The sequence below is a fragment of the Myxococcales bacterium genome (assembly GCA_016720545.1).
Taxonomy (GTDB): Bacteria; Myxococcota_A; Polyangia; order Polyangiales; family Polyangiaceae; genus JAAFHV01.
In genome coordinates, this window is sequence record JADKKK010000005.1 from 224,246 (window position 1) to 245,562 (window position 21,317).

A 21,317-nucleotide genomic window follows, 5' to 3' on the forward strand; every position below is an offset into this window, starting at 1 on the left:
CGCCTGCAGCTCAGATCGCGTCGAAGAGCACTTCGCGGTCCTTCGAGCCGTTCGCGCCTCCGACCAGGCCCCGCTTCTCCATCATCTCGACGATGCGCGCGGCGCGGTTGTAGCCGAGCCCGAGCTTGCGCTGGAGCCAGGAGGTCGAGCAGCGCTTCGTGTCGGCCACGAGCCGCACCGCCTGATCGTACATGGGGTCTTGCTCCGCGTCCTCGGCGTCCTCGGCGGCGGCCTCGTCGTCGCGCGGCTTGAGGATGTTCTCGTCGTAGACCGGCTCGCCCTGGAGTCGCAGGAAGTCCATCACACGGAGGACCTCCTCTTCGCTGAGGAACGGGCACTGCACGCGCTTCGTGTCGTTCGTGCCGTTGAGCTTCACGAGCATGTCGCCCTTGCCGAGCAGGTGCTCGGCGCCCTGCTCGTCGAGGATGGTGCGGCTGTCGATCTTCTGGGCCACGCGGAAGGCGATTCGCGTCGGGAAGTTCGCCTTGATCATGCCGGTGATGACGTCGACGCTCGGGCGCTGCGTCGCGAGAATGACGTGCATCCCCGCCGCGCGGGCCTTCTGCGCGAGCCGCGCCACCGAGGTCTCTACGTCTTTCCCCTGCTGCATCATGAGGTCGGCGAACTCGTCGACGACGATGACGAGGTGGGGGAGCTTCTCGGGCAGCGGCTGCGTGCCCTCTTCGCCCTCTCCCGGGGAGACCGCGTCCTCGAACCCGTTGAAGTCCTTGCCGAGGACCTGCTTCGGTAGCGGGTTGCGCGCCTCGCCCCGCTCCACGCGCTTCACCCAGCCGTTGTACGTGGAGATGTTCTTCGTGCCCGCGTCGGCGAAGAGCTGGTAGCGGCGCTCCATCTCGTCGACGGCCCACTTCAAGGCGGTCGCGGCCTGCTTCATGTCGGTGACGACGGGGAGCAGCATGTGAGGGATGCGGTCGAATGGCGCGAGCTCGACGACCTTCGGATCGATGAGCAGCAGGCGCATCTCCTCCGGTGAGCGTCGGTAGAGCAGCGACGTGAGCATCACGTTGATGCCGACGCTCTTTCCGGCGCCCGTCGCGCCCGCCACGATCACGTGCGGCATGCTGGCGAGATCCGCGTAGACAGGGTTGCCCACGATGTCTCGGCCGAGCACGACCGGGAGCGGGACGTCGAGCGACTGAAAGCGCCGGTCTTCGACGAGCTCCCGGAGGTTGACCGAGAGCCGCTTCTCGTTCGGGAGCTCGAAGCCGATGCGGTTCTTGCCAGGGATGGGCGCCACGATGCGCACCTTCTTGGCGAGGGCGAGCGCGAGATCGTCGGCGAGCGCCGCCACGCGCGACACCTTGGTGCCAGCGACCGGCGAGACCTCGAACGTCGTGACGACGGGACCTGGGAGGATCTCCTCGACCTTCCCGGAAATCTTGTAGTCTGCAAGTGTCTTGACGAGCAGCTCGGCGTTCTTGTGGAGCGCCCCCTCGTCCAAGATGAGGCTCGGGTCGACCACCGCCGCCTCGAGCATGTCGTGCGGGGGAAGCCGAAACCCGGCGCCGAGCGCGGGAACCAGCCTGTCGCCGCGCTCGAGCTTCGCGGTCGCGAGGGCACCGGAGGTGTCCACGATGGTGAACTTGGGCTTGGGCTCGGCCACCGCCACCGCCGCCGCCGGGATGGCTTGCGGGGCGTCGCCCTCGCTTGCGCGGGGGCGTGGACCTTGGACGCCGGCCTCTGCCGCGTCGCTGCTCGGCTCGTCGGCCGCTTCGGCCGCGCCCACGTTGACGCGGTCGGCGCGGCGCGCCGGGGACTTCGAGGCCCGCGGCTTGCTCGTGGCGCCGGCCGCGTCGAGAGGCTCCTCGCGGCTCGGCCCTTCGCTCACGGGGGCCTCTCCGTCGAGGTCCTTCGCGGTCGGCGGCGCGAGCGGCGCGCTCGGCGACGTCTCGTCCTTCTCCGCGAGCGCTCGGCGGGCAGGGCCGCTTGGCTTGGAGCGCTTCGGCTTGACCGACGGCGGCGCCGCGGACTCCTCCGTCGGGACGAAGACGTCGTCCTCGGGATCGCTCTCGGGCAGGGCCGCGACGATCACCTCGTCCGGGCTCGCGCGGAGGATCTTCGGTGCGTCCTCGCTCTGCCGCTTCTCGCTCGCGTCTCGCTCGAGGTCCCGCGCCGCGCGCCACGCCTCGGAGATCGCCCGCGCGCCGCCCACGATGCGGAGCGTGGCCGCCCGGAAGAACGCCGCGATCGAGCGCATGAGGGCGATGAACGAGAAGGTGGCTCGCGCGATCAAAATGAGGCCGAGCAGCGAGAAGCCCACGAGGAAGGAGCCGATCGAGGAGAAGAGCGAGCGCCCCACCTCACCGAAGAGCTCCCCCACGAGGCCGGCCGCGGGCTGCTTGCCGAAGGCGACCGCGGTCGGCCAGCCCACCTGCACGAGCGCGGCGGCGATGACCAGCATCAGCATGTCGCCGCCCAGTCGGGCCGGCGTGATGTTGTTCTGCTTGCCGCGCACGAACGGGATGCCGAGCAAGAACATCTCGAGGGGCACGACCCAGGCCGCCACCCCCACGAGCTGAACGAAGGCGCGGGCGAAGGCCTCTCCGACCGGGCCCACCCAGTTCTCGCCGACGATGGGCTCACGGGGGGTGGCGTTCTCCGCCACCGCGGCGAGCGTGGGCTCTCCCGCGTAGGAGGCGAGCGCCAGCGTCACGAACACCGCGCCCGTCCACATGGCCAGCGCCGCGACCTCGCGGTGGCGCGCCAGTGCCCCGGCGCCCTTCCCGACCACGGTCGGCACGCGGTTGTTCGGTGGAAGCACGGGTTCGGCCCGGCGCTGTGCGAGGAGTGGGAAGGCCATAACTACTAAGTCCTACATTGGAGCCTATGTCGGCAGTTGACCCTCGGTCAACTTCGGGCGAGCGCGGCGAGCGCTGCGCGCGGGCGGAGGGGGCGGGGCGCATGGAAATCCGGGCGGGGCAAAGCGCCGCGAAGCCGTGGCGAAGTTTGTTGGGTTCGAGGGGGTGGGTCGCGTAACATGGGGACCCTGCGGCTTTCCGGGTCACTTCCGGGCCGCGCCCTCCCGACTCAGCCGCGCGCCGCGCCGCTGCGCGGGGCCAGGATCGGACGAGGAGAGATGGCGGTCGATACCATGCGAAAGACCTCGAGCTTGACAGTCACCCGCGCGCGCTGGGCTACTCGAACCCTGGCGGGCGGCGCGCTCGTCGCGTTGTTCGCGGGCGCGTCCCTCACCGGGTGCGCGGTGAGCGAGACCGACGTCAAGCGGTGGGAGGGCACCGAGCGGGGCCCACACAAGCTCGTCGCCGTCATGTCGCACCAGAAGTACCGGTCGGATCTCCGCGTGGAGGCCGCGCTCACGCTCGTGCGCATGCGCCCGCGCGGAGGCAAGAAGGTCGGCTACACGATGCTCCTCGACAAGTACAAGGACGAGGAGGGTGTGCAGCGCGAGGGCGCGCTCAAGGCCCTCAGCGAGGAACAGCGTCGGCTCATCGTGAACGGCATGGCTCCCATCCTCATCAAAGAGATGGCCGCGCCGCCTCCTCCGCGCACGCCCGAGGGGCGCCTCCCGGAGGACTTCTCGATCCCGTACAAGGACGCCGCCTTCGCGATGCTTTCGAACGAGCCAACGTCGCTGGTCAGCGACGAGGCCACTCGGAAGGAGCTCACCGAGGCCCTCATCAAGTGGGTCCAGCTCGGCTTCGAAGACCGCCTCGAGAACAGCTCGCAGCAGTTCAGCGTCGAGCAAATGATGCGCTACCTCGGCCCGTCGAGCGTGCGCGTGCTGCCGTCGCTCATCACCGAAAAGGCGAACCGCCTCGACCGCATCGCCGGCCTCGTGAACGAGCTCGGCGAGCCCGAGACCAAGCTGAAGGCCTCCCAGGCCCTGGTGGACCTCGCCAAGACCCTCGTCTCGCCGACCTGGACGACGACCCAGACCCAGGTGGTCCAGGACTTCAACAAGAAGAACAACGTCAACGCGAACGCCTCGCAGCTCCAGCAGCAGGTCGAGAAGATGCTCGATCGTCGCCTCACCGAGGAGGTGTTCGTCGCGATGAAGAAGGTCGGCGGGCGCCCGGCGATCGACTTCCTCCTCGATTTCGCGAACGACGGAAAGCAGAAAGAAGACCGTCGCAAGCTCGCGCTCGCGGCCCTCGAGGGCCGCATGGACAAGACGAACGCGAAGGACCTCGAGCGGGTCTTCGCGGTCGCGAAGGGGGACGACACCCCCGACGCCGTGCGTGACCAGGGCTTCCGGCGGCTCGGAGAGTTCCCGAAGGAGCAGATCGTCCCGCTCCTCAACACCCTCTTCGGCGCCAAGGTGGAGCCGAAGAAGTGGAAGGTGCGCTGGGTCGCGGCCAGCATGGTCCTGAAGACCCTGAACGCGAAGCAGGTCGGCGCCGACTTCATGGCGAAGATGCCCACGTCCGAGAAGTCCAAGATGGGCATGACCGAGCCGCTCGACTACGGCCAGACCATCCTCAAACTGGACGGCGACGGCAAGGCCGTCATCCGCGAGTTCCTCGGCTCGAAGGTGATCGGCCCGAAGCTCGTCGCGCTCGGCTCCTTCTACGAGGGCAAGAAGGCCGACGTCCCCACCATCAAGTCTTTCGAGAACGACACCACGAAGCTGCCGCAGTGCGAGCCCTCGGACGAGTGCGACTGGAAGTGCGACGTCCCGAAGGCGAGCAACCCGAAGGAGAACGAGCCCAAGGAGCTCAAGACGGTCGGCGAGCTCGTGAAGTTCTGCATCATCCCCTCGATGGAAAAGTGATTCCCTTGCCTCACGACATCCGCTTCACACCTGCCCGCCGCTCTGCGCGACGGGGTTCACCACGAAGGCACGCCAAGGGGTCTGTATGAGCTCGGATCCGAACAAGAAAAGCCCGCGGACCTTTCAGTGCCGCGACGTCCTTTGGGACACGTTCGAGCAGATGGCCCGAGAGCTCGAGTGCAGCGTCGACTACCTCATCAACGAGTCGATGAAGCAGTACTCGCGGCAGCGAAACTACGGGGAGCGCGCGCCCGCGCGCGAGGCGCCCCAGCGTGACCCGGCCTTCGTCACGGGTCCGCCGCCCCCGCCGCCCATGCCGGCGCGTGGCACTGTGCCGCCCCAAGGGCGCTTGCCGCCGCCGCCGCTCCCTCGTGGTGGAGGAGGAGGCATGCCGCCGCCCCCGCCGCCCCGACAGCCCACCATGTCGACGCGCCAGCCGCCGTCCGGCGGTGGAGGCGGGCTCCCCATGCCGCCGCCGCCGCGAGGAGGTGGGGGCGCCCCGCCGCCGCCCGCGTATCCGCGCAACCCGCCGCCGCCGATCGAGCGCGAGCGTCCGCCGCCCGCGCGCGAGGCGCGTGACCCCGGTCCGCCCCCGCGCGGCAACGGGGGGTTCGGTCCCCAGGGCGCCTCGCTGAGCGTCATGTACCAAGGTGAGAAGTGGGCCGTGAACAAGGACCGCTTCGTCATCGGCCGTGGTCGGCAGTCGAGCGATCTCACCCTCAAGGACCCCAACGTCTCTCGCCAGCACGCCATGGTCGAGTACCAGAACGGCGTGTACTTCATCGTCGACATGGGCTCGACGAACGGTGTAGAATACAATGGTCAGCGCATCGCGCGAAAGCAGATCGCCGAAGGGGACGTCTTCCGCATTTGCGACCACGACCTCCGCTTCACGTTCCGCTGAGCCGTGGCTCGGCCCGACGACCGCGCGTTCGTAAGGCTCCCCACGCTCGCGAGCGCGCAGGCGGAGCTGGAGACGTGCACGTTCTGTCCGAAGCTCTGCCGCACGGTCTGCCCCGTCTCCAACGCGGAGCCTCGCGAGTCCCTCACCCCGTGGGGGAAGATGTCCTCCGTCTACCACCTGGCGAGGGGCGACGTGAGCCAGGGGGAGCGGGAGGGCGAGAGCGGCTTCGCCGAGGTGGCATTCGCGTGCACCAACTGCGGGGCGTGCGCGAACGCGTGCGATCACCAGAACCCGGTTGGCCCCACGCTGAACCTGGCGCGCGACGCCGCGCGCAAGGCGGGGCTCGCGCCGGAGGGTGCGACCCGAGTGCTGGCCGGCTTCGCGGCGCACGCGGCCGACTCGGAGCTCCGCGCGAGGTCTCTCGATCCGCGTGAGCCGGGCACGAACCGGTCGCGCACGGCCCTCGTCGTCGGGTGCGCCTACTTGCGTGGCGCCGAGCCCGAGGCGCTCGCGGCCCTCCAGGTCGCGCGGGCGCTCGTGGGGGAGGACGTGGTGCTCGTCGGCGGCTGCTGTGGGCTGCCGCTCCTCCACGCGGGAGACGACGAGGGCTTCACGAGCAACCTCCGCGCCTTCGCGGAGCGCCTCGCCCCCTACTCGGATGTGCTCGTCGTGGACGCGGGCTGCGCGCGCGCCCTCCGGGCCATCGCCCCCTTGCGTGGAGTGCCGACGCCGCCCATCGAGCTGCTCGTGGAGCGCGCCGCGACGTCGCTGCACGCGCTCGCCCCGCTCCCCGACGTAGGGCCGGCGCGGTTTCACGATCCCTGCCAGCTCGGGCGAGGGCTCGGGGTCTACGAGGCGCCGCGCGCCGTGCTCACGCGGCTCACCGGCAGCGCTCCCCAAGAGTTCGATCGCCGTCGCGACGGGGCGGCCTGCTCCGGCGCCGGAGGGCTCCTCCCGATCACCTTCCCAGAGGTCGCGCGGGCCGCCACGCGAGACCGCTTGGCCGAGCACACCCGCGGCGGCGGCGGCACGCTCGTGACGGCCTGTGCCTCGTCGCTGCGCGCGTTTCGCGCCGCGGGCGAGCCCGCGGTCGATCTCGTGTCGCTGCTCGCGCGCGCCGTCGCGTCCGGCACGACCCTCGCTACCGCCGCGCCGGGCGACGAGGCTGACGGGCCCGACGAGCCCAAGCCCCGTCAGGCGTGAGCGGCGTGAGCGGCGTGAGCTCGACGCCGACGCCCACCGCGCCTCGCGGCGTCGCGGCGCAGGTGCTCGTCGCGTTCCTGCTGACGACCCTCGCGTTCGCCGTGACCGTCGCGTTCAGCGTGTACGCGCTCCGCCGGGCCGCGCAGGACAACGAGGAGCTCGCGAAGGGGTTCGTCCCGGTGGCGCTCCGCCTCGGGCAGCTCCGCGCCACGCAGGCGACCCTCGCCACGCTCGTCGACGGCATCCCGGGGGAGCGCGATCCGCAGTCCACGAAGCTGCTGCTCCAGACGCTCACGAGCGTGCGCACCGCGACGCTGCTCGAGACGCGCGCGGCGATGGAGCGGCTCGCCGCCTCGGGCAACCATGACTCGGACGTGCTCGCGCGGGCGCTCGCCCAAGACATGGACAGCGTCGAGGCGACCATCGTGGGCGATCGGCGGGCGCTCGAGGAGCTCTTCGCGGCGATCGAGCGCGGCGACACGAACAGCGCCAACCGCGCGATCGTGGTGATCGGCGCCCAGGAGCACGACGCCGACAAGAAGCTCGGCGCGCTCGCGAGCCGTGTGGCCGCGTCGATGGAGGTCGTCGGAGCCCTCGCGCGGACCCGGGAGCGGCGCTCGATCGCGATGATGATCGGCCTCGCGGCGCTGGCGGTCGCGGTCGGGGCGGGGATGTCGGTGCGCGTGAGCCGGCTGCTCAGGCCGCTCGGCGCGGTCACGGCGCGCGCCCGCGCCGTCGCCCAGGGCGACCGCACGCCGAAGCCCGTCGCGCCCGCGAGCGACGAGATAGGCGAGCTCGCCGTCGCCTTCGAGAAGATGGTCGAGGCCGTCGCCGCCGCCCAGAGCCGCAGCGTGGCGGCCGAGCGGCTGGCCGCCATCGGGAAGATGGCCGCGCACGTGACCCACGAGATCCGCAACCCGCTGAGCTCCATCTCGCTCAACATCGAGCTGCTCGACGAGGAGCTCGCCGGCGCCACTCTGCCTGGCGAAGCGCGTGATCTCCTCGCCTCGATCACGCGCGAGGTGGAGCGACTCGGGAACCTCTCCGAAGAATACCTGCGTCTTGCACGCATCCCCACGTCACGCATGGACGCCGAAGACCTCGGCGCGCTCGTGGTCGACGTGGCGAAGTTCTCGCGGCCCGAGCTCGCGCGCGCCGGACTCGAGCTCAAGGTCGACGTCGCGGACGCTCTCCCGCCGACCCTGTTCGACGAGGCGCAGCTCCGTCAGGCCGTGCTGAACCTGCTGCGCAACGCGCGCGAGGCCACGCCGAGCGGGGGCGAGGGTGGCGTGATCGAGCTGTCGGTGCTGGCCGAGGGAATGAGCGTCGTCCTGCTCGTCGCCGACCGGGGCGGCGGGATCCCCGAGGGGCTCCGCGAGCGCGTGTTCGACCCGTTCTTCTCCACCAAGGGCGAGGGCACGGGCCTCGGCCTCGCGACCACGCGACGCATCGTCGAGGCCCACGGCGGGACGCTCGGCTGGTCGGCGCGCGACGGCGGCGGCACGGTGTTTCGCCTCGCGCTGCCGCTCGTCTCGTCGGATGGCCCACGCGCGCTCGCGCAGGGCCTCGGCTGAGCACGCGGCGCCGCGCAGCTGCGGCGGCCGCGCCGGCCGCGCCGCGCGGTCCGTCGGGCGCGCATCGCGCTGGTCCTCTCGCGACGGCCCGTGGTTAACTCGCGCCATGCCACGCCCCGACTCACGCACCAACACGGACCTCCGGCCCGTGACCATGCAGCTCGGCTTCCACTCGTACGCCGAGGGCTCTGCGCTCTACCGGGCCGGCGCGACCGTCGTCCTCTGCACGGCCTCGCTCGAAGATCGCGTGCCCGCGTTCCTCGAGGGCAACGGGAAGGGCTGGGTCACGGCCGAGTACCAAATGCACCCGCGCGCGAACCCGCAGCGCCGCGAGCCACGCGACGGGCGCGGCAAGGCGCCCTCGGGCCGCACGCAGGAAATCCAGCGCCTCGTGGGGCGATCGTTGCGCGCCGCGGTCGATCTCGACGCGCTCGGCGAGCGGACGATCGCGCTCGACTGCGACGTGCTCGAGGCCGACGGCGGCACCCGCACCGCGGCGATCACGGGCTCGTTCGTGGCGCTGGCCGTCGCGCTCGACAAGCTGCGCCGAGCGGGGCGGCTCGAGCGACCCGTGCTGCGGGCGCCGGTCGCGGCGACCAGCGTGGGCTGGCTCGACGGCGAGCTGCGGCTCGACCTCATGTACCTCGAGGACTCGAAGGCTGGCGTCGACCTGAACCTGGTCGCCACCGCCGACGGCGGCATCGTCGAGGTGCAGGGCACCGCGGAGGGAGCGCCCATCCCGCGTGGCGATCTCGATCGCATGGTGGACCTCGGCCTCGACGGCGTGCAGCGGCTCGTCGCCATGCAGCGGGCCGCGCTCGAGGCGCACGGCGTGGACCTCGGCGCCCTCACCCAGGCCGCGCCGTGAGGCACGCGCTCGTCCTAGCCACGGGAAACGCCCATAAACTCAAGGAGATACGCGCGATCTTGAGCTCGCTCCCGGTCGACGTGCTCGCGCCCACCGATGTGCTCACGCGCCCGCCCACCGTGGTCGAAGACGGCGCGACCTTCGCGGACAACGCCGCCAAGAAGGCCGTCGCCCTCGCGCGCGCCACCATGATGCTCACGGTCGGAGACGACTCGGGTCTCGAGGTCGACGCGCTCGACGGCGCGCCCGGCGTGCGCTCGGCGCGCTACGCCCACTCGCGGGCGACCGACGGCGAGAACAACGCGGCGCTGCTGGCGGCGCTCGCGCCGTTCGCGGACGAGCCGGGCGAGCTCCGCGCGCGCTTCCGCTGCGTCCTCGCGCTCGTCGACCCGCTGGTCTCGCTCGAGCCGCACCTCGTGTCGGGCGTGTGCGAGGGCATGATCCTCACGTCTCCACGAGGCGCCGCCGGCTTTGGCTACGACCCGATCTTCCTCGTGGACGGGCACGACAAGACGATGGCGGAGCTCACGGACGACGAGAAGAACGCAGTGTCCCACCGCGGACGCGCCGCCGCCGCCCTCCGCGACACGCTCGAGCGGGCGCTCGCCGCACGCGAGGCGAGCGCGCGCGGCATCGGGTGAGCGGCGCGCCGGCGCGCCCACGCGAGCCGCGTGGGCACCGGCCGGGCGCCGAGGCGCCACTCGGTCACGTTCGCTAGGCCTTCGCGAGGTTCGCGGCCGCGAAGTCCCAGTTCGCGAGGTGACTCAGGAAGGTCTCGACGTACTTCGGCCGCAGGTTGCGGTAGTCAATGTAGTATGCATGCTCCCAGACGTCGCAGGTGAGCAGCGCGGTCTGCCCGTGCTTCATCGGCAGATCGGCGTTCGAGGTCTTCGTGACCGAGAGCTTGCCGTCCTTCACCACGAGCCAGGCCCAGCCCGATCCGAACTGTGTGGCGGCCGCGGCGCTGAACTCCTCCTTGAATTTCGCGAACGAGCCGAAGTCGCGGTCGATCGCCGCCTTGAGGTCGCCGGTGGGCTCGCCGCCGCCGCCGGGCTTCATCGAGCTCCAGTAGAACGTGTGGTTCCAGATCTGCGCCGCGTTGTTGAAGACGCCGCCGTCGGACGCGAGGATGACCTCCTCGAGGGTCTTCTCCGCCTCCGGCTTGCCCTCGAGGAGCTTGTTCAGGTTCACCACGTACGCGTTGTGGTGCTTGCCGTGGTGAAACTCGAGGGTCTCGGCGGTGAGGTGGGGCGCGAGGGCGTCCTTCGCGTAGGGGAGCTCGGGGAGCGAGAAGGGCATGGGAAATCCTGTGCTTGGGCCTCGAGAGGCGCGGTGATTGGGGTCGGTGCGGAGGGGTACCTTACGCACGCCGTGGGGCGAAGAAAAGGGCCGCTCCGCGCGCCGCGCATCGACACTGCTTGAGCTTGGTCGAGGCGCGCGCTCTCGCCGTCGCGATTGCGCCCGGGCGCTCGCCGCCGTCACGTGGCGCGCGAGGCGAGGCCGCGCGGGCGGAAGCCGGGCGCCCGGATCCCTCAGAGCTCGACCGTGACGATCTCGGTCGCCGAGAGGCGATAGGGCACGCAGTCCTCGGGCGTGCCGTTCTCCCACACGAAGCAGGAGAAGTCGGTCTCGACATCGAACACGATCATGGGCTGGTGCCACACCCCGGGCCCGTAGCAGACGGCCTGCCGGCCGGACGCCAAGAACACCTCGAGGGTGTCGAGGTCGGGGGCGCTCTCGCCGTGCGCGACGGCGACGAGGTAGCGCGACGCGTTCAGCGGTACGAAGAGCTGCCCCGAGCGCGGGTGCTTCTCGAGCTCCACCACCGGGAATCGGCCGGGCACGCTCGGCTGGCACCGGAACGCCGCGATGTTCAGCCTCGCGTCCGCGCGAAGGTTCTCGATGGAGAGCACGTCGTCGTGTCTCCGGGCCGTGCCCATGTTCACAGGGCGTCCCTCGCCCGTCGCCTGGTCGATGTCGAGCACCTGGCCGAAGGGGGCGAACGACTCGCGCGTGAGCGGGCGGGCGACGAAGGTACGCACCTCCCGAGCATACCCGCGCGGCCCCGCGGCAGGGGCCGAAAACGCTGCACCACGGCGCACCGTTTGCGGATGCATGACCCCCGAAACGCCCAGGAGCCGCGGCATTTTGCCGCGGCGCCGGTGGCACACGAAGTGCACGATCGGCGCTGTCCGGCGGCGCTGTCGCCCAGGAGATCCACCCATGAAGAAGCTCACGATTGGACCCGCCGCGTTCGCCGCGTTTGCCGCGCTCACCCTGGTCGCTTGCGACAAGGGGGCGGCGCCCACCGCGGGCGCCGAGCCCGCAAAGACCGCCGCCGCGGCCGCGACGCCCGCACCCGCCAAGAAGCCCGAGCCCCGCCGCACCGGGATGAACACCGTCGTGGACGTCGCGCTGGGCTCGAAGGATCACACCACCCTGGTGGCGGCGCTCACCGCCGCCGACTACGTCGACTCGCTCGACAACGCGGGGCCGTTCACCGTGTTCGCCCCCACGAACGCCGCGTTCGGGAAGCTGCCGCCCGGCACGGTCGAGGGGCTCGTGAAGCCGGAGAAGCACGACGACCTCCGCGGGATCCTCAAATACCACGTGACCGTCTCCATGTACGGCGTCGCCGCCCTGAAGGACGGAATGGTGCTCAGCATGGCCGACGGAAGCAAGGCGACCGTGCACGTGAAGGACGGAAAAGTGAGCATCAACGACGCGGCCATCGTCGGCACCGTGCAGGCGTCGAATGGCATCGTCCACGTGATCGACACCGTCCTCCTCTCTCTCTCTCTCTCTCTCTCTCTCTCTCTCTCTCTCTCTCTCTCTCTCTCTCTCTCTCTCTCTCTCTCTCTCTCTCTCTCTCTCTCTCTCTCTCTCTCTCTCTCTCTCTCTCTCTCTCTCTCTCTCTCTCTCTCGAGACCATGCCCATGCGCGCTCACACACTTGTCGCCTCCTCCCTCGTCCTCGCCGGGATCGCCAGCGCGGCGTTCTTCGGCTGCGAGAACAAACACGAGGCCAAAGAGAAGGAGCAGGCCGCGACCGGTGGGCTCGGCGCCTCCGGGAGCGTCGCCGACCTGATGAAGGCGCGAAACCTGAGCGAGGCCGACGTGGAGGCCGCGCTCAAGACCTACGTGCCCACCGGGAAGATGGATGAATACTACATCTTCGCCTCGGGTGGGCAGTCGGGCAACGTCGACGTCATCGGCGTGCCCTCGATGCGAATGCTGAAGGTCATCGGCGTCTTCACGCCGGAGTCGTGGCAGGGCTGGGGCTTCGGCGGCGACAGCGACAAGATCCTCGACCAGGGCAACCAGGGCGCTCACAAGATTCGGTGGGCGGACATGCACCACCCGAACCTGTCGGAGACCAAGGGCGACTACGACGGCCAATATCTCTTCGTGAACGACAAGGCGAACGCTCGCGTGGCGGTGGTCGACCTCTCCGACTTCACCACGAAGCAGCTGGTCGCCAACCCGCTCGCCGCGAGCGATCACGGCGGCGCGTTCGTGACGCCCGACACCGACTACGTGATCGAGACGAGCCAGTACCCCGCCCCCCTCGGTCGCGAGTACGCGCCGCTCAGCCAGTACAAAGACAAGTACCGCGGCGTCGCCATCTTCTGGAAGTTCGACCGCGCGAAGGGCAAGATCGACCCCGAGAAGAGCTGGGCGCTCGAGCTCCCCCCCTACACGCAAGACCTCGCCGACGCGGGCAAGCTCGGCTCGGACGGGTGGGCGTTCATCAACTCGTTCAACACCGAGATGGCGGTCGGCGGCACGCTGGAGGGCAAGCCGCCCATCGAGTCGGGCGCCTCGCAGGGGGACATGGACTACCTCCATGTCATCAACTGGAAGAAGGCCGAGGCGCTGGTCGCCGCCGGCAAGACCAAGACCATCGCCGGCATGCGCGTCCTCATGATGGACGTGTCGGGCCCCGAGGGCGTGCTCTCGCTCGTGGGCGAGCCGAAGAGCCCGCACGGCTGCGACGTTACGCCGGACGGCAAGGCGATCGTGGTGGGAGGCAAGCTCGACACCCACACCACCATTTACGACTTCGAGAAGATGAAGGCGCTCATCGACGCCAAGAAGTTCGAGGGCAAGGATCCGTACGGGATCCCTATTCTGGCCCACAAAGACACCCTCCAAGGGCAGGTGGAGATCGGCCTTGGGCCGCTCCACACCGTCTTCGACGACAAGGGCAACGCCTTCACCTCGGTGTTCATCGAGAGCGTGGTCGCGAAGTGGTCGTACAAGGACCTGAAGAAGCCCGTCGAGAAGCTGAAGGTGCAGTACAACATTGGCCACATCCTCTCAGCCGAGGGCGACACGGTGAGCCCCGACGGCAAGTACCTCGTGGCCATGAACAAGATGTCGATGGACCGGTTCCTCCCGGTGGGGCCGCTGTATCCGCAGAACTTCCAGCTCGTCGATCTCACGGGCGAGAAGATGCGGCTCCTCGCGGATATGCCGCTGCCGAACGCCGAGCCGCACTACTCGCAGATGATCAAGGCCGACAAGATCAAGCCGATCAAGGTCTACAAGCCCGGCACGAACCCGTTTCTGGGCACGGTCGATCCCGCGCGCGCCGAGGGCGGCAAGGAGAAGATCGTCCGCAATGGCAACAAGGTCGACGTGTACATGACGGCGATCCGCAGCCACTTCACCCCCGACCAGATCGAGGTCGAGGAGGGCGACGAGGTGACCATTCACCTCACGAGCCTCGAGTCCGCGGAGGACCAGACCCACGGCTTCACGATCGACATGTACAACATCAACGTCAGCCTCGAGCCCGGCAAGCACGAGAACATGACGTTCAAGGCCGACATGGCCGGCACGTTCCCGATGTACTGCACCGAGTTCTGCTCGGCGCTCCACCTGGAGATGGCCGGGTACTTCCTCGTGAAACCCAAGAAGAAGTAGGCGAACCATGGCGCAAGGCGAGGCCGGGGGGCACACACACGAGCACGACGCCGACGCGGCGCGTACCAAGGACGGTCACGTCCGGCTCCCCATGCTCTCGCCAGCCCCTCCCGCGACGGGCCAGAAAGCACCGTGGGACTGGGCACGATGGCTCGTCGTGCTGCTCGGGGCGAGCGCCGTTGGCCTCTTCGCGGCGTCGTTCTTCCGCCCCTGGTGGAGCTTCAAGCTCTACGCGCCGCAGTACCCGAAGGGGCTCGGGCTCGAGATCTCGCTGACGGGCATGGGCGGCGACGTCCACGAGATCGATCTGCTGAACCACTACATCGGAATGAAGCACCTCTCGGACGCGGCTGCCGTGGAGCGGCACCTCGCCGGCTACGGCGTGGCCACGGTGGGGGTGCTCACCCTCGCCGCGCTGGCGCTCTCGGGGAAGAAGCTGAACAAGCTCGTCGCCTTGCCGGCGCTGGCGTTCCCCATTGGGTTCTTGGCTGACAGCTTCTATTGGCTCTATTCGTACGGCCACCAGCTCGATCCGAAGGCGCCGCTCCACATCGCGCCCTTCACTCCACAAATGTTCGGCAACGGGGTCATCGGACAGTTCGAGACCTTCGCCGCGCCCTCCGTGGGGTTCTGGCTCGCGATTGGGGGCGTGGTGTGCGCCGTCGCCGGGAACCTGCTCCGCGCCCGGGTGTGTGACAACTGCGGACACTCCACGGAGTGCAGCGCGGTCTGCCCCCGCGCGATGGTGCTGCCCGAGCGCGCGCCGAGGACGCCCACATGAAGCCGCGCGTGGCGCGCGGCGGGCGTACGGCGTACGCGGTCGTCGTCGCCGCGGCCCTCGGCTTCGCGCTCGAGGGAGACCCCGCGCGCGCGGCCGCGCCGTCTTCGCCGAGTCCCCCGCGCGTGGCCGAGGCCGACGTGGGGCCCCGCGACGTGGCCGCCCCCGTTGGGGCGGTGGTGGCGCGCACGTTCGAGGAGCTCCGCGCGCTGGTGGAGGACGCCGGCGGGCCTCCGGTGATCGCGCTCACGGCGCAGGTCTACCGTGGCGATCTCGTCATCCGGCGTCCCGTCCGCGTAGCCGGGCGTCACGGCGCCGTGCTCGAGGGTACGGGCGGCGGCACGGTCGTCACCGTGAAGGCGAACGACGTGCAGGTGTCCGACGTGCTCATCCGGCGGTCTGGGCACCGCAACACCACGGAGGACGCGGGCTTCAAGGCGACCGGCGAGCGCGTCCGCCTCGACCACGCGCGCGTCGAGGACACGCTCTTCGGCGTGTCGTTCGAGGAGTGCAAGCACTGCGCGATCGACGCTGTCTCGGTGCGAGGCTTCGACGAGCCGACCGAGCTGCGCGGCGACGGGATCAAGCTCTGGGAGTCGCACCACTCGACCGTCCGACGGGCCGTGGTGGAGCGGGCGCGCGACGTCGTGGTGTGGTACACGCGACACGCCACCCTCGAGGACCTGGTCGTGCGCGGGAGCCGCTACGGTACACACCTCATGTACGCGCACGACGCCGTCGTTCGGGGGAGTCGTTTCGAGGGCAACGTCGTCGGGATCTTCGTCATGTACAGCGCGCGCATGACCCTCGAGCAGAACTTCCTCGCGGGGGCGCGGGGCGCCGCGGGCATGGGGCTCGGCTTCAAAGACAGCGACGCGGTCGTCGCCCGGGGCAACTGGCTCGTCGCGAACACCTCGGGCGTGTACCTCGACAACACCCCGCGCACCTCGGACGCCCCGGTGGTCTTCGAGGGCAACGTGCTCGCGCTGAACGATGTGGGGTTGCGGCTCCACAGCGCGGCGAAGGGCCTCAGCTTTCGCGGCAACGACCTCCGCCAGAACGCGCTCGTCGTGGAGGCGGACGGCGGTGGCGACGCGCTCGCGGTCGAGTTCCGCGGCAACCACTTCACGGAGTACGAGGGCTACGACCTGAACGGCGACGGCGTGGGCGACGTCCCCTTCGAGGTGAAGGCGCTCTCGAGCGACCTCACCGAGTCGCGCCCAACGCTCAAGTTCTTCCAAGGCACCGCCGCGATCGGGCTGCTCGACGCGGTCGCGCACGCCGTGCCGCTGCTCTCGTCGCGCAAGCTGCTCGTCGACCCCGCGCCGCTCGTGCGCCCACCCGATATCCAGGCGCCATGATCACGATTTCGCACGTAAAAAAGCGATTCGACGCCGTGCTCGCCCTCGACGACGTCTCTCTCTCGATTCGAGCGGGAGAGCGCGTCGCGTTCGTGGGCGCCAACGGATCGGGCAAGACCACGCTGCTCCGCGCGCTCCTCGGCCTCGTGCGGGTCGAAGGGAAGATCACCATCGCCGGCAGCGACGTCGCCAGGGAGCCCGAGGCCGCGCTCCGCGGCGTGGCCTACATCCCGCAGATCGCCCCGCCCATCGAGGCGTCGGTCGCCGAGGTCGTGCGCGCGCACGCGGCACTGCGTGGGAAGAAGGAGGAGGCGACCTACGAGCGCGCCGCGCGGCTCGGGCTCGACCTCGGCGCGAGCCGCCCGAAGCGCTTCCGCGATCTCTCCGGGGGCATGAAGCAGAAGCTGCTCGCGGCGATGGCGCTCGCGGCCGAGGCGGAGGTGCTCGTGTGCGACGAGCCGACGGCGAACCTCGACGGAGAGGCGCGCGTCGCGTTCTTCTCGGAGCTCGCCGCGCGCCCGCCTAGCAGCGTCGTGGTGTTGTGCTCGCACCGCATCGAGGAGGTGCAGAAGCTCGTCGCGCGGGTCGTGGAGCTCGGTGACGGGCGCGTGGTCCGCGACGCGTCGCTCGACGAGGTGCTCGTCGGCCTGAAGGCGTTCCGTGTAGAGGTCACCCTTCGCGCCGGGGCGACGGCCGCGCGGGCCGAGGCGATGCTCGTCGGGCGCGGCTTCACGCGGTGCGGTGAGGCCCGCTTCGGGGCGAGCGTGGCGCAGCACGAGAAGGTCGAGCTCGTCACTCGCCTCCTCGCCGAGCACAGCGCCGACCTCGCCGATCTCAGCATCGTGCCGGTCGACGATCTGGCGCGCGCCTCCCGAGAGCCTGGGCCGCGGCGCCTCGAGGTGGTCGCGTGACGCGCGCCGGCTGGCTGATGGTCGCCGCCGCGTCGCTCGCGTGGGCGTGCACGAAGCCCGACCAGCCGGTAGACCCCGTCTGGGGCAAGGAGCCGTGCGCCGACTGCTCGATGCTGGTGAGCGAACGCAGGTTCGCCGCGCAGCTCGTGCACGACGGCGAGCGGAGATACTTCGACGACGTTGGCTGCCTGGTGCTCTGGGCCGACAAGCACGGCGGCACGCCGGCGCACGCGTGGGTGCACGAGGGCGCGAGCGGGCCCTGGGCGCCCGCGCGCACCGCCCGCTTCGCGGAGGGTGCGCGCACCCCCATGGACTACGGCCTCGAGGCGCGCACCGACGGCGCGCTCGGCTGGGAAGAGGCGCGCGACCGCGTCGTGGCAAAGCGAGGAGTGAAGCGATGAGCTCCGCGACCCAGGTCTTCTTCCGCCTCGAGATCGCCGAGGCGATGCGCTCCCGCTGGCTCGTGTTCACGGCGGTCGTCTATGGCCTCGTGTTCGCCGGCTTCGTGTGGCTTGGCCTCCGCGAGAGCCGCGTCATGGGCTTCACGGGGCTGTCGCGGGTCGTGCTCAACGTGTCGAACGCGATCGTCTTGGTGGTGCCGCTGGTCGCGCTCATCGCCACGAGTCAGGTCATCGTCAAGGCCCGGCACAGCGGCTACTTCGAGCTCATGCTCTCGCAGCCGGTCCGCCGCAGCGAGTGGTTCGTCTCGGCGGTCGCCTCCCGCCTCGCCGTCATCGTCGGGCCGCTCCTCGTGCTGTTCGCCGCGGCGCTCGTCGGCTCGGCGCTCGGCGCGCAGCCCGACGCCGCGACCGGCCCCATCGTCGCCCGCTGCCTGGCCGTAACGGTCTCGCTCGCGTGGGCCTTCATTGGCATCGGCTTCTGGATCTCGGCCTCGGCGCGCACCCCCGAGCGGGCGACGGTGCTCGCCCTCCTCGCGTGGGTCGTGGCGAGCGCGCTGCACGACTTCGCGCTCATCGGCGCGCTGCTCCGCGTGAGGCTGCCGCCCGAGGTCGTCTTCGTGCTCGCCGCGGCGAACCCGGTCGAGTCGGCGCGCATCGCCGTGCTCAGCGGGGTCGACCCCGAGCTGTCGGTGCTCGGGCCGGTGGGGTTCTGGCTCGCCAACACGCTCGGGCCGCGCCTCATGCTCGCCGTCGGCGTGGCGTGGCCCGCGCTGCTCGGCACCCTTGGCCTGTTGGCGGCCGAGCGCCGCCTCGTGTCGTCGGATCTTGTGAACTAATGGAAAGTATGAGGAAAAAAATGAAGACTCTGCGCAACATCTCGTCCGCGTGCGCCACGCTCGCGCTGGTCCTCGGCGTCGCGGGCTGCAGCAAAGACGAGCCCAAGCCCAGCACCGGAGCGACCACCGGCGCCGCGGCCGCGGCCGCGGTGGACGTCAAGCCCATCTTCGCCGAAAAGTGTGTGCCCTGCCACGGCGACAAGGGCAAGGGCGACGGCCCGGCCGCCGCGGCGCTGAACCCGAAGCCGCGCGACTACACCGACAAGGCCTGGCAAGCCTCAGTCACCGACGAGCAGATCAAGAAGACCATCGTGTACGGGGGCGCGGCCGTGGGCAAGAGCCCCAACATGCCCTCGGCGCCCGACCTCGACGGCAAGCCCGAGGTCGTCGACGGCCTGGTCAAGTACATCCGGGCGTTCGCGAAGTAGGCACTGACGGTTGGCCGCTCACGCGGGCGCGAGCGCGCCGTCGAGCGGCCACATCGGCTCGACGGGTTCGCCGCCGAACGCCTCCTCATCGGTCGGGGACACGCGCACGAGCGCGACGAGGTCTCCGACCGTGCGGGTCGCGGCGAGTCCATCGAAGGTGAGCACCCGTCCGAGGGCGTCGGCCACCTCGAGCGCGACGAGCATGAGGTCGGCGGGCCCGAGTCGCCAGTCTTCCGCGAGCCGCTGGCCGCCGCCGAGCCTCGCCCGAGGCACCTGGAGGCGGTTCGCCAAGGCGCTCAGCGTGACTGATTCGCAGGGGTCTTCCATGGTCGGTCCTTCCGGCGGTGGTCGCCGCTCGGTGCACTGAAGCACGCGAGCGAGGGCCACGCTTCCCGGTAAACGGTTCTTTACGATCGCTGCGGTCGAGCTTTCCTTGGGGCCCGCCCGCGCACGCGCGGCGTCGCCGGGGCGCGGGCCGAGTCGGGCGGATTTTCCGCTTCGCGGCTCGGCTCCCCCACGAACACGTCATGGCCTCGCGAGAGCAGGCGCGAGACCAGCGGGTGCTCGATGCGTCGCTCCGCAGTGAGCAGAAAGAAGCGCTCTCGGAGGGCGGGCGCCCGCCCGATGCAGTCCACGTTGTAGTGCGCGGAGATCTCGCGGCTGATGGCCTCGGGGCCCGCAAAGACTCCGCGGCCGTCCTCCCCGTAGGCCTTTAGCAGCGCGCTGTCGTCGATCTCCGCGGCGACCCGCGGCACCACGCCGTGCTTTTCGAAGTACGCGAGGAGCGCGTGTTGTTGCACGTTCGCAGGCCCGGGGAGCAGGAACGGCGCCCGATCGAGACACCTCGGGAAGTCGCCCTTGAGCTCGCTCGCCAGTGAGCGGGCCGCGAAGAAGGCCGTGCCGCACTCGCCGAGGGCGTGAGCGAAGACGCGGGGCGTGGTGTTCGGCGGCGCGGGCGTATCGGTGATCAGCACGTCGAGCGCGTGGCGCGCGAGGTCGTCGAGGAGGCGCACGGTCGCGTCCTGCCGAATGGTGAGGCGGATCGGCCCCTCGATCGTCTCGAGCGACGCGAGCACGCGGCGCGCGATGACCTTGGGCACGACGTCGGACACGCCGACGGCCAGGCGCACCGGTCGCCCCGCGACACGCGGGGCGCCGCTGGGCGCCCGCAGCGTCTCGGTGAGCTCCTGGCCCAGGGAGAAGATGTCCTCCGCGTACGTGAACACGTGGCGCCCCACGTCGGTGAGGGCGAGGCGTCTGCCCTCGCGGAAGAAGAGCGTCTCCCCCAGCGCAGCCTCGAGCGCGCGGATCTGCTCGCTGACCGTGGGGTGAGAGAGCCGCAGCTTGCGCGAGGCCGGCGCGACCCCCCCCTCGGTGACGACGACGAAGAAATAGAACAGATGATTGTAGTTGAGCCAGGGGGTCGCGGGGGCCACTCCCCATGATGTAGGTATTTCCTACATGTCGCCTCGGAATTTCCTGAATTCCGCTCGCGCAGCGGCGAACTAGGTTGAGGTCTCGCTCCGCAACGACGAGGTGCTCTCGATGAACGCGCAGATCCCGCTCCTTGCCTCGACCACTGTCCATGACCGGCGCAACCTGCCGCTGTGGGTCGTGCTGGCCTTCTCGGCGGGAGCGGTGAACGCGGCGGCGCTGGCGGCGTGCCAGCGCTTCGTGTCCCACGTGACCGGCACGGTCACGCGCGTGGGGGCCGACTACGGGAGCGCCTACCTGCTCCTCGACTACGCCGCGGTGCTGGGGGCCTTCGTGGTGGGCGCGATGAGCTCGTTCTGGATGTTGGACGGCCGGCGGCTGCGTGGGAAAGCTCCGTTCGTCGGGCTCCCGCTCGCGATGGTCGCGATGATCCTCGCGCTCGTGGCCGCGCTCGGGCGGTTCGGCGCGTTCGGTCCGTTCGGCAAGACGGTGGAGACCCCGGGCGATTTCCTCATGCTCGGGCTGCTCGCCTTCGCCATGGGGCTCCAGAACGCGTCGGTGGCGTCGACGTCTGGCATGATCGTCCGCACCACACACATGACCGGCCCGCTCACGGATCTGTCGATCGCCCTCGGCGCCTACCTCTCGACCGCCGCGCCGGCGGACCTGCGGGAGCGCGCCAGAGCCGGGATCGTGCTTCGCGGGGCGAAGATCCTCGCGTTCATCGCGGGCGCGCTGGTCGCGTCGATCGCGGCCACGCGGCTGGAGTACCTGACCTTCTTGATCCCGGCGGGCTTCGTCGCCGTCGCTGCGTACGTCTTGAGCAGCGTCGTCGAGTACGAGACGCAGGGCGTCGTCGCCACCTGACCCGTCGCCACCAAACCCTGTCCCGGTCCGCACACGGACAGACAGCAGTCACCCGAGGAGAGTAGGCGGAA

The 21,317-nt window shown here is 70.2% G+C and carries 19 protein-coding genes; 14 read left to right on the forward strand and 5 right to left on the reverse strand.

Translation table 11 applies throughout. The annotated features are described in order from the left end of the window. Positions 1-10: 10 nt before the first annotated feature. Positions 11-2,821, reverse strand: coding sequence for a DNA translocase FtsK (locus tag IPQ09_12695; protein ID MBL0195066.1), 2,811 nt, complete (start codon positions 2,819-2,821; stop codon positions 11-13). 291 nt (positions 2,822-3,112) lie between these two features. Between IPQ09_12695 and IPQ09_12700 the strand changes: the two genes are divergently transcribed. The 6 genes from IPQ09_12700 (at position 3,113) to rdgB (ending at position 9,943) form a co-directional block, all read left to right on the forward strand. Continuing rightward, complete coding sequence (locus tag IPQ09_12700; GenBank protein ID MBL0195067.1) at positions 3,113-4,753, forward strand: hypothetical protein; 1,641 nt, start codon at positions 3,113-3,115, stop codon at positions 4,751-4,753. An 85-nt stretch (positions 4,754-4,838) separates the two neighbouring features. Next, complete coding sequence (locus IPQ09_12705) at positions 4,839-5,657, forward strand: FHA domain-containing protein (GenBank protein MBL0195068.1); 819 nt, start codon at positions 4,839-4,841, stop codon at positions 5,655-5,657. 3 nt (positions 5,658-5,660) lie between these two features. Next, complete coding sequence (locus IPQ09_12710) at positions 5,661-6,860, forward strand: (Fe-S)-binding protein (GenBank protein MBL0195069.1); 1,200 nt, start codon at positions 5,661-5,663, stop codon at positions 6,858-6,860. A 14-nt stretch (positions 6,861-6,874) separates the two neighbouring features. Next, positions 6,875-8,434: a HAMP domain-containing protein gene (locus IPQ09_12715; GenBank protein ID MBL0195070.1), complete on the forward strand. Its 1,560-nt coding sequence runs from the start codon at positions 6,875-6,877 to the stop codon at positions 8,432-8,434. A gap of 106 nt (positions 8,435-8,540) precedes the next feature. After that, positions 8,541-9,302 carry a ribonuclease PH gene (gene rph / locus IPQ09_12720; GenBank protein MBL0195071.1) on the forward strand — a complete coding sequence of 254 codons (762 nt, stop codon included), beginning with the start codon at positions 8,541-8,543 and terminating at the stop codon, positions 9,300-9,302. Further along, on the forward strand, positions 9,299-9,943 hold the full coding sequence (rdgB, locus tag IPQ09_12725) for an RdgB/HAM1 family non-canonical purine NTP pyrophosphatase (protein MBL0195072.1): 645 nt from the start codon (positions 9,299-9,301) through the stop codon (positions 9,941-9,943). The genes rph and rdgB overlap by 4 nt, the downstream gene beginning before the upstream one ends. A gap of 73 nt (positions 9,944-10,016) precedes the next feature. Here rdgB and IPQ09_12730 read toward each other — a convergent pair whose 3' ends face one another. Both IPQ09_12730 and IPQ09_12735 read right to left on the reverse strand, forming a co-directional pair. After that, positions 10,017-10,601 carry a superoxide dismutase gene (locus IPQ09_12730; GenBank protein ID MBL0195073.1) on the reverse strand — a complete coding sequence of 195 codons (585 nt, stop codon included), beginning with the start codon at positions 10,599-10,601 and terminating at the stop codon, positions 10,017-10,019. A 233-nt stretch (positions 10,602-10,834) separates the two neighbouring features. Next, positions 10,835-11,419, reverse strand: a complete 585-nt coding sequence (locus tag IPQ09_12735; protein MBL0195074.1) for an ureidoglycolate lyase — start codon at positions 11,417-11,419, stop codon at positions 10,835-10,837. Positions 11,420-12,238: 819 nt separating this feature from the next. Here IPQ09_12735 and nosZ point away from each other — a divergent pair. From nosZ to IPQ09_12770, 7 genes are read left to right on the forward strand one after another with little or no spacing between them, the layout of a single operon-like run. Further along, complete coding sequence (gene nosZ / locus IPQ09_12740) at positions 12,239-14,230, forward strand: Sec-dependent nitrous-oxide reductase (GenBank protein ID MBL0195075.1); 1,992 nt, start codon at positions 12,239-12,241, stop codon at positions 14,228-14,230. Between the two features lie 7 nt (positions 14,231-14,237). Then, positions 14,238-15,011 (forward strand): cytochrome C, encoded by a 774-nt coding sequence (locus IPQ09_12745; protein MBL0195076.1) that lies wholly within the window; start codon positions 14,238-14,240, stop codon positions 15,009-15,011. Then, on the forward strand, positions 15,008-16,369 hold the full coding sequence (gene nosD / locus IPQ09_12750) for a nitrous oxide reductase family maturation protein NosD (GenBank protein ID MBL0195077.1): 1,362 nt from the start codon (positions 15,008-15,010) through the stop codon (positions 16,367-16,369). Before IPQ09_12745 ends, nosD begins: the two co-directional genes overlap by 4 nt. After that, the gene (locus tag IPQ09_12755) at positions 16,366-17,280 is read left to right on the forward strand and encodes an ABC transporter ATP-binding protein (GenBank protein ID MBL0195078.1); all 915 of its coding nucleotides are present in this window, start codon (positions 16,366-16,368) and stop codon (positions 17,278-17,280) included. The genes nosD and IPQ09_12755 overlap by 4 nt, the downstream gene beginning before the upstream one ends. Then, complete coding sequence (locus IPQ09_12760) at positions 17,277-17,681, forward strand: hypothetical protein (GenBank protein ID MBL0195079.1); 405 nt, start codon at positions 17,277-17,279, stop codon at positions 17,679-17,681. Before IPQ09_12755 ends, IPQ09_12760 begins: the two co-directional genes overlap by 4 nt. Further along, complete coding sequence (locus tag IPQ09_12765; protein MBL0195080.1) at positions 17,678-18,517, forward strand: ABC transporter permease; 840 nt, start codon at positions 17,678-17,680, stop codon at positions 18,515-18,517. Before IPQ09_12760 ends, IPQ09_12765 begins: the two co-directional genes overlap by 4 nt. 20 nt (positions 18,518-18,537) lie before the next feature. Continuing rightward, a complete protein-coding gene (locus IPQ09_12770; protein ID MBL0195081.1) occupies positions 18,538-18,945 on the forward strand; it encodes a c-type cytochrome in 408 nt (135 codons plus the stop codon). Between the two features lie 18 nt (positions 18,946-18,963). On the opposite strand, the gene IPQ09_12775 is transcribed toward IPQ09_12770, so the two are convergent. Together IPQ09_12775 and IPQ09_12780 are read right to left on the reverse strand one after the other, a co-directional pair. Then, complete coding sequence (locus tag IPQ09_12775) at positions 18,964-19,272, reverse strand: hypothetical protein (GenBank protein ID MBL0195082.1); 309 nt, start codon at positions 19,270-19,272, stop codon at positions 18,964-18,966. Positions 19,273-19,352: 80 nt separating this feature from the next. After that, on the reverse strand, positions 19,353-20,381 hold the full coding sequence (locus IPQ09_12780; protein ID MBL0195083.1) for a LysR family transcriptional regulator: 1,029 nt from the start codon (positions 20,379-20,381) through the stop codon (positions 19,353-19,355). 109 nt (positions 20,382-20,490) lie between these two features. Between IPQ09_12780 and IPQ09_12785 the strand changes: the two genes are divergently transcribed. Next, on the forward strand, positions 20,491-21,246 hold the full coding sequence (locus IPQ09_12785; GenBank protein MBL0195084.1) for a DUF1275 domain-containing protein: 756 nt from the start codon (positions 20,491-20,493) through the stop codon (positions 21,244-21,246). Positions 21,247-21,317 lie beyond the last annotated feature (71 nt).

Bases quoted from the DNA above. Each gene is read 5' to 3' on its own strand.
- IPQ09_12695 (MBL0195066.1), bottom strand. From the start codon at position 2,821: ATGGCCTTCCCACTCCTCGCACAGCGCCGGGCCGAACCCGTGCTTCCA.
- IPQ09_12700 (MBL0195067.1), top strand. From the start codon at position 3,113: ATGCGAAAGACCTCGAGCTTGACAGTCACCCGCGCGCGCTGGGCTACT.
- IPQ09_12705 (MBL0195068.1), top strand. From the start codon at position 4,839: ATGAGCTCGGATCCGAACAAGAAAAGCCCGCGGACCTTTCAGTGCCGC.
- rph (MBL0195071.1), top strand. From the start codon at position 8,541: ATGCCACGCCCCGACTCACGCACCAACACGGACCTCCGGCCCGTGACC.
- IPQ09_12730 (MBL0195073.1), bottom strand. From the start codon at position 10,601: ATGCCCTTCTCGCTCCCCGAGCTCCCCTACGCGAAGGACGCCCTCGCG.
- IPQ09_12735 (MBL0195074.1), bottom strand. From the start codon at position 11,419: ATGCATCCGCAAACGGTGCGCCGTGGTGCAGCGTTTTCGGCCCCTGCC.
- nosZ (MBL0195075.1), top strand. From the start codon at position 12,239: ATGCGCGCTCACACACTTGTCGCCTCCTCCCTCGTCCTCGCCGGGATC.
- IPQ09_12745 (MBL0195076.1), top strand. From the start codon at position 14,238: ATGGCGCAAGGCGAGGCCGGGGGGCACACACACGAGCACGACGCCGAC.
- nosD (MBL0195077.1), top strand. From the start codon at position 15,008: ATGAAGCCGCGCGTGGCGCGCGGCGGGCGTACGGCGTACGCGGTCGTC.
- IPQ09_12755 (MBL0195078.1), top strand. From the start codon at position 16,366: ATGATCACGATTTCGCACGTAAAAAAGCGATTCGACGCCGTGCTCGCC.
- IPQ09_12765 (MBL0195080.1), top strand. From the start codon at position 17,678: ATGAGCTCCGCGACCCAGGTCTTCTTCCGCCTCGAGATCGCCGAGGCG.
- IPQ09_12770 (MBL0195081.1), top strand. From the start codon at position 18,538: ATGAAGACTCTGCGCAACATCTCGTCCGCGTGCGCCACGCTCGCGCTG.
- IPQ09_12775 (MBL0195082.1), bottom strand. From the start codon at position 19,272: ATGGAAGACCCCTGCGAATCAGTCACGCTGAGCGCCTTGGCGAACCGC.
- IPQ09_12785 (MBL0195084.1), top strand. From the start codon at position 20,491: ATGAACGCGCAGATCCCGCTCCTTGCCTCGACCACTGTCCATGACCGG.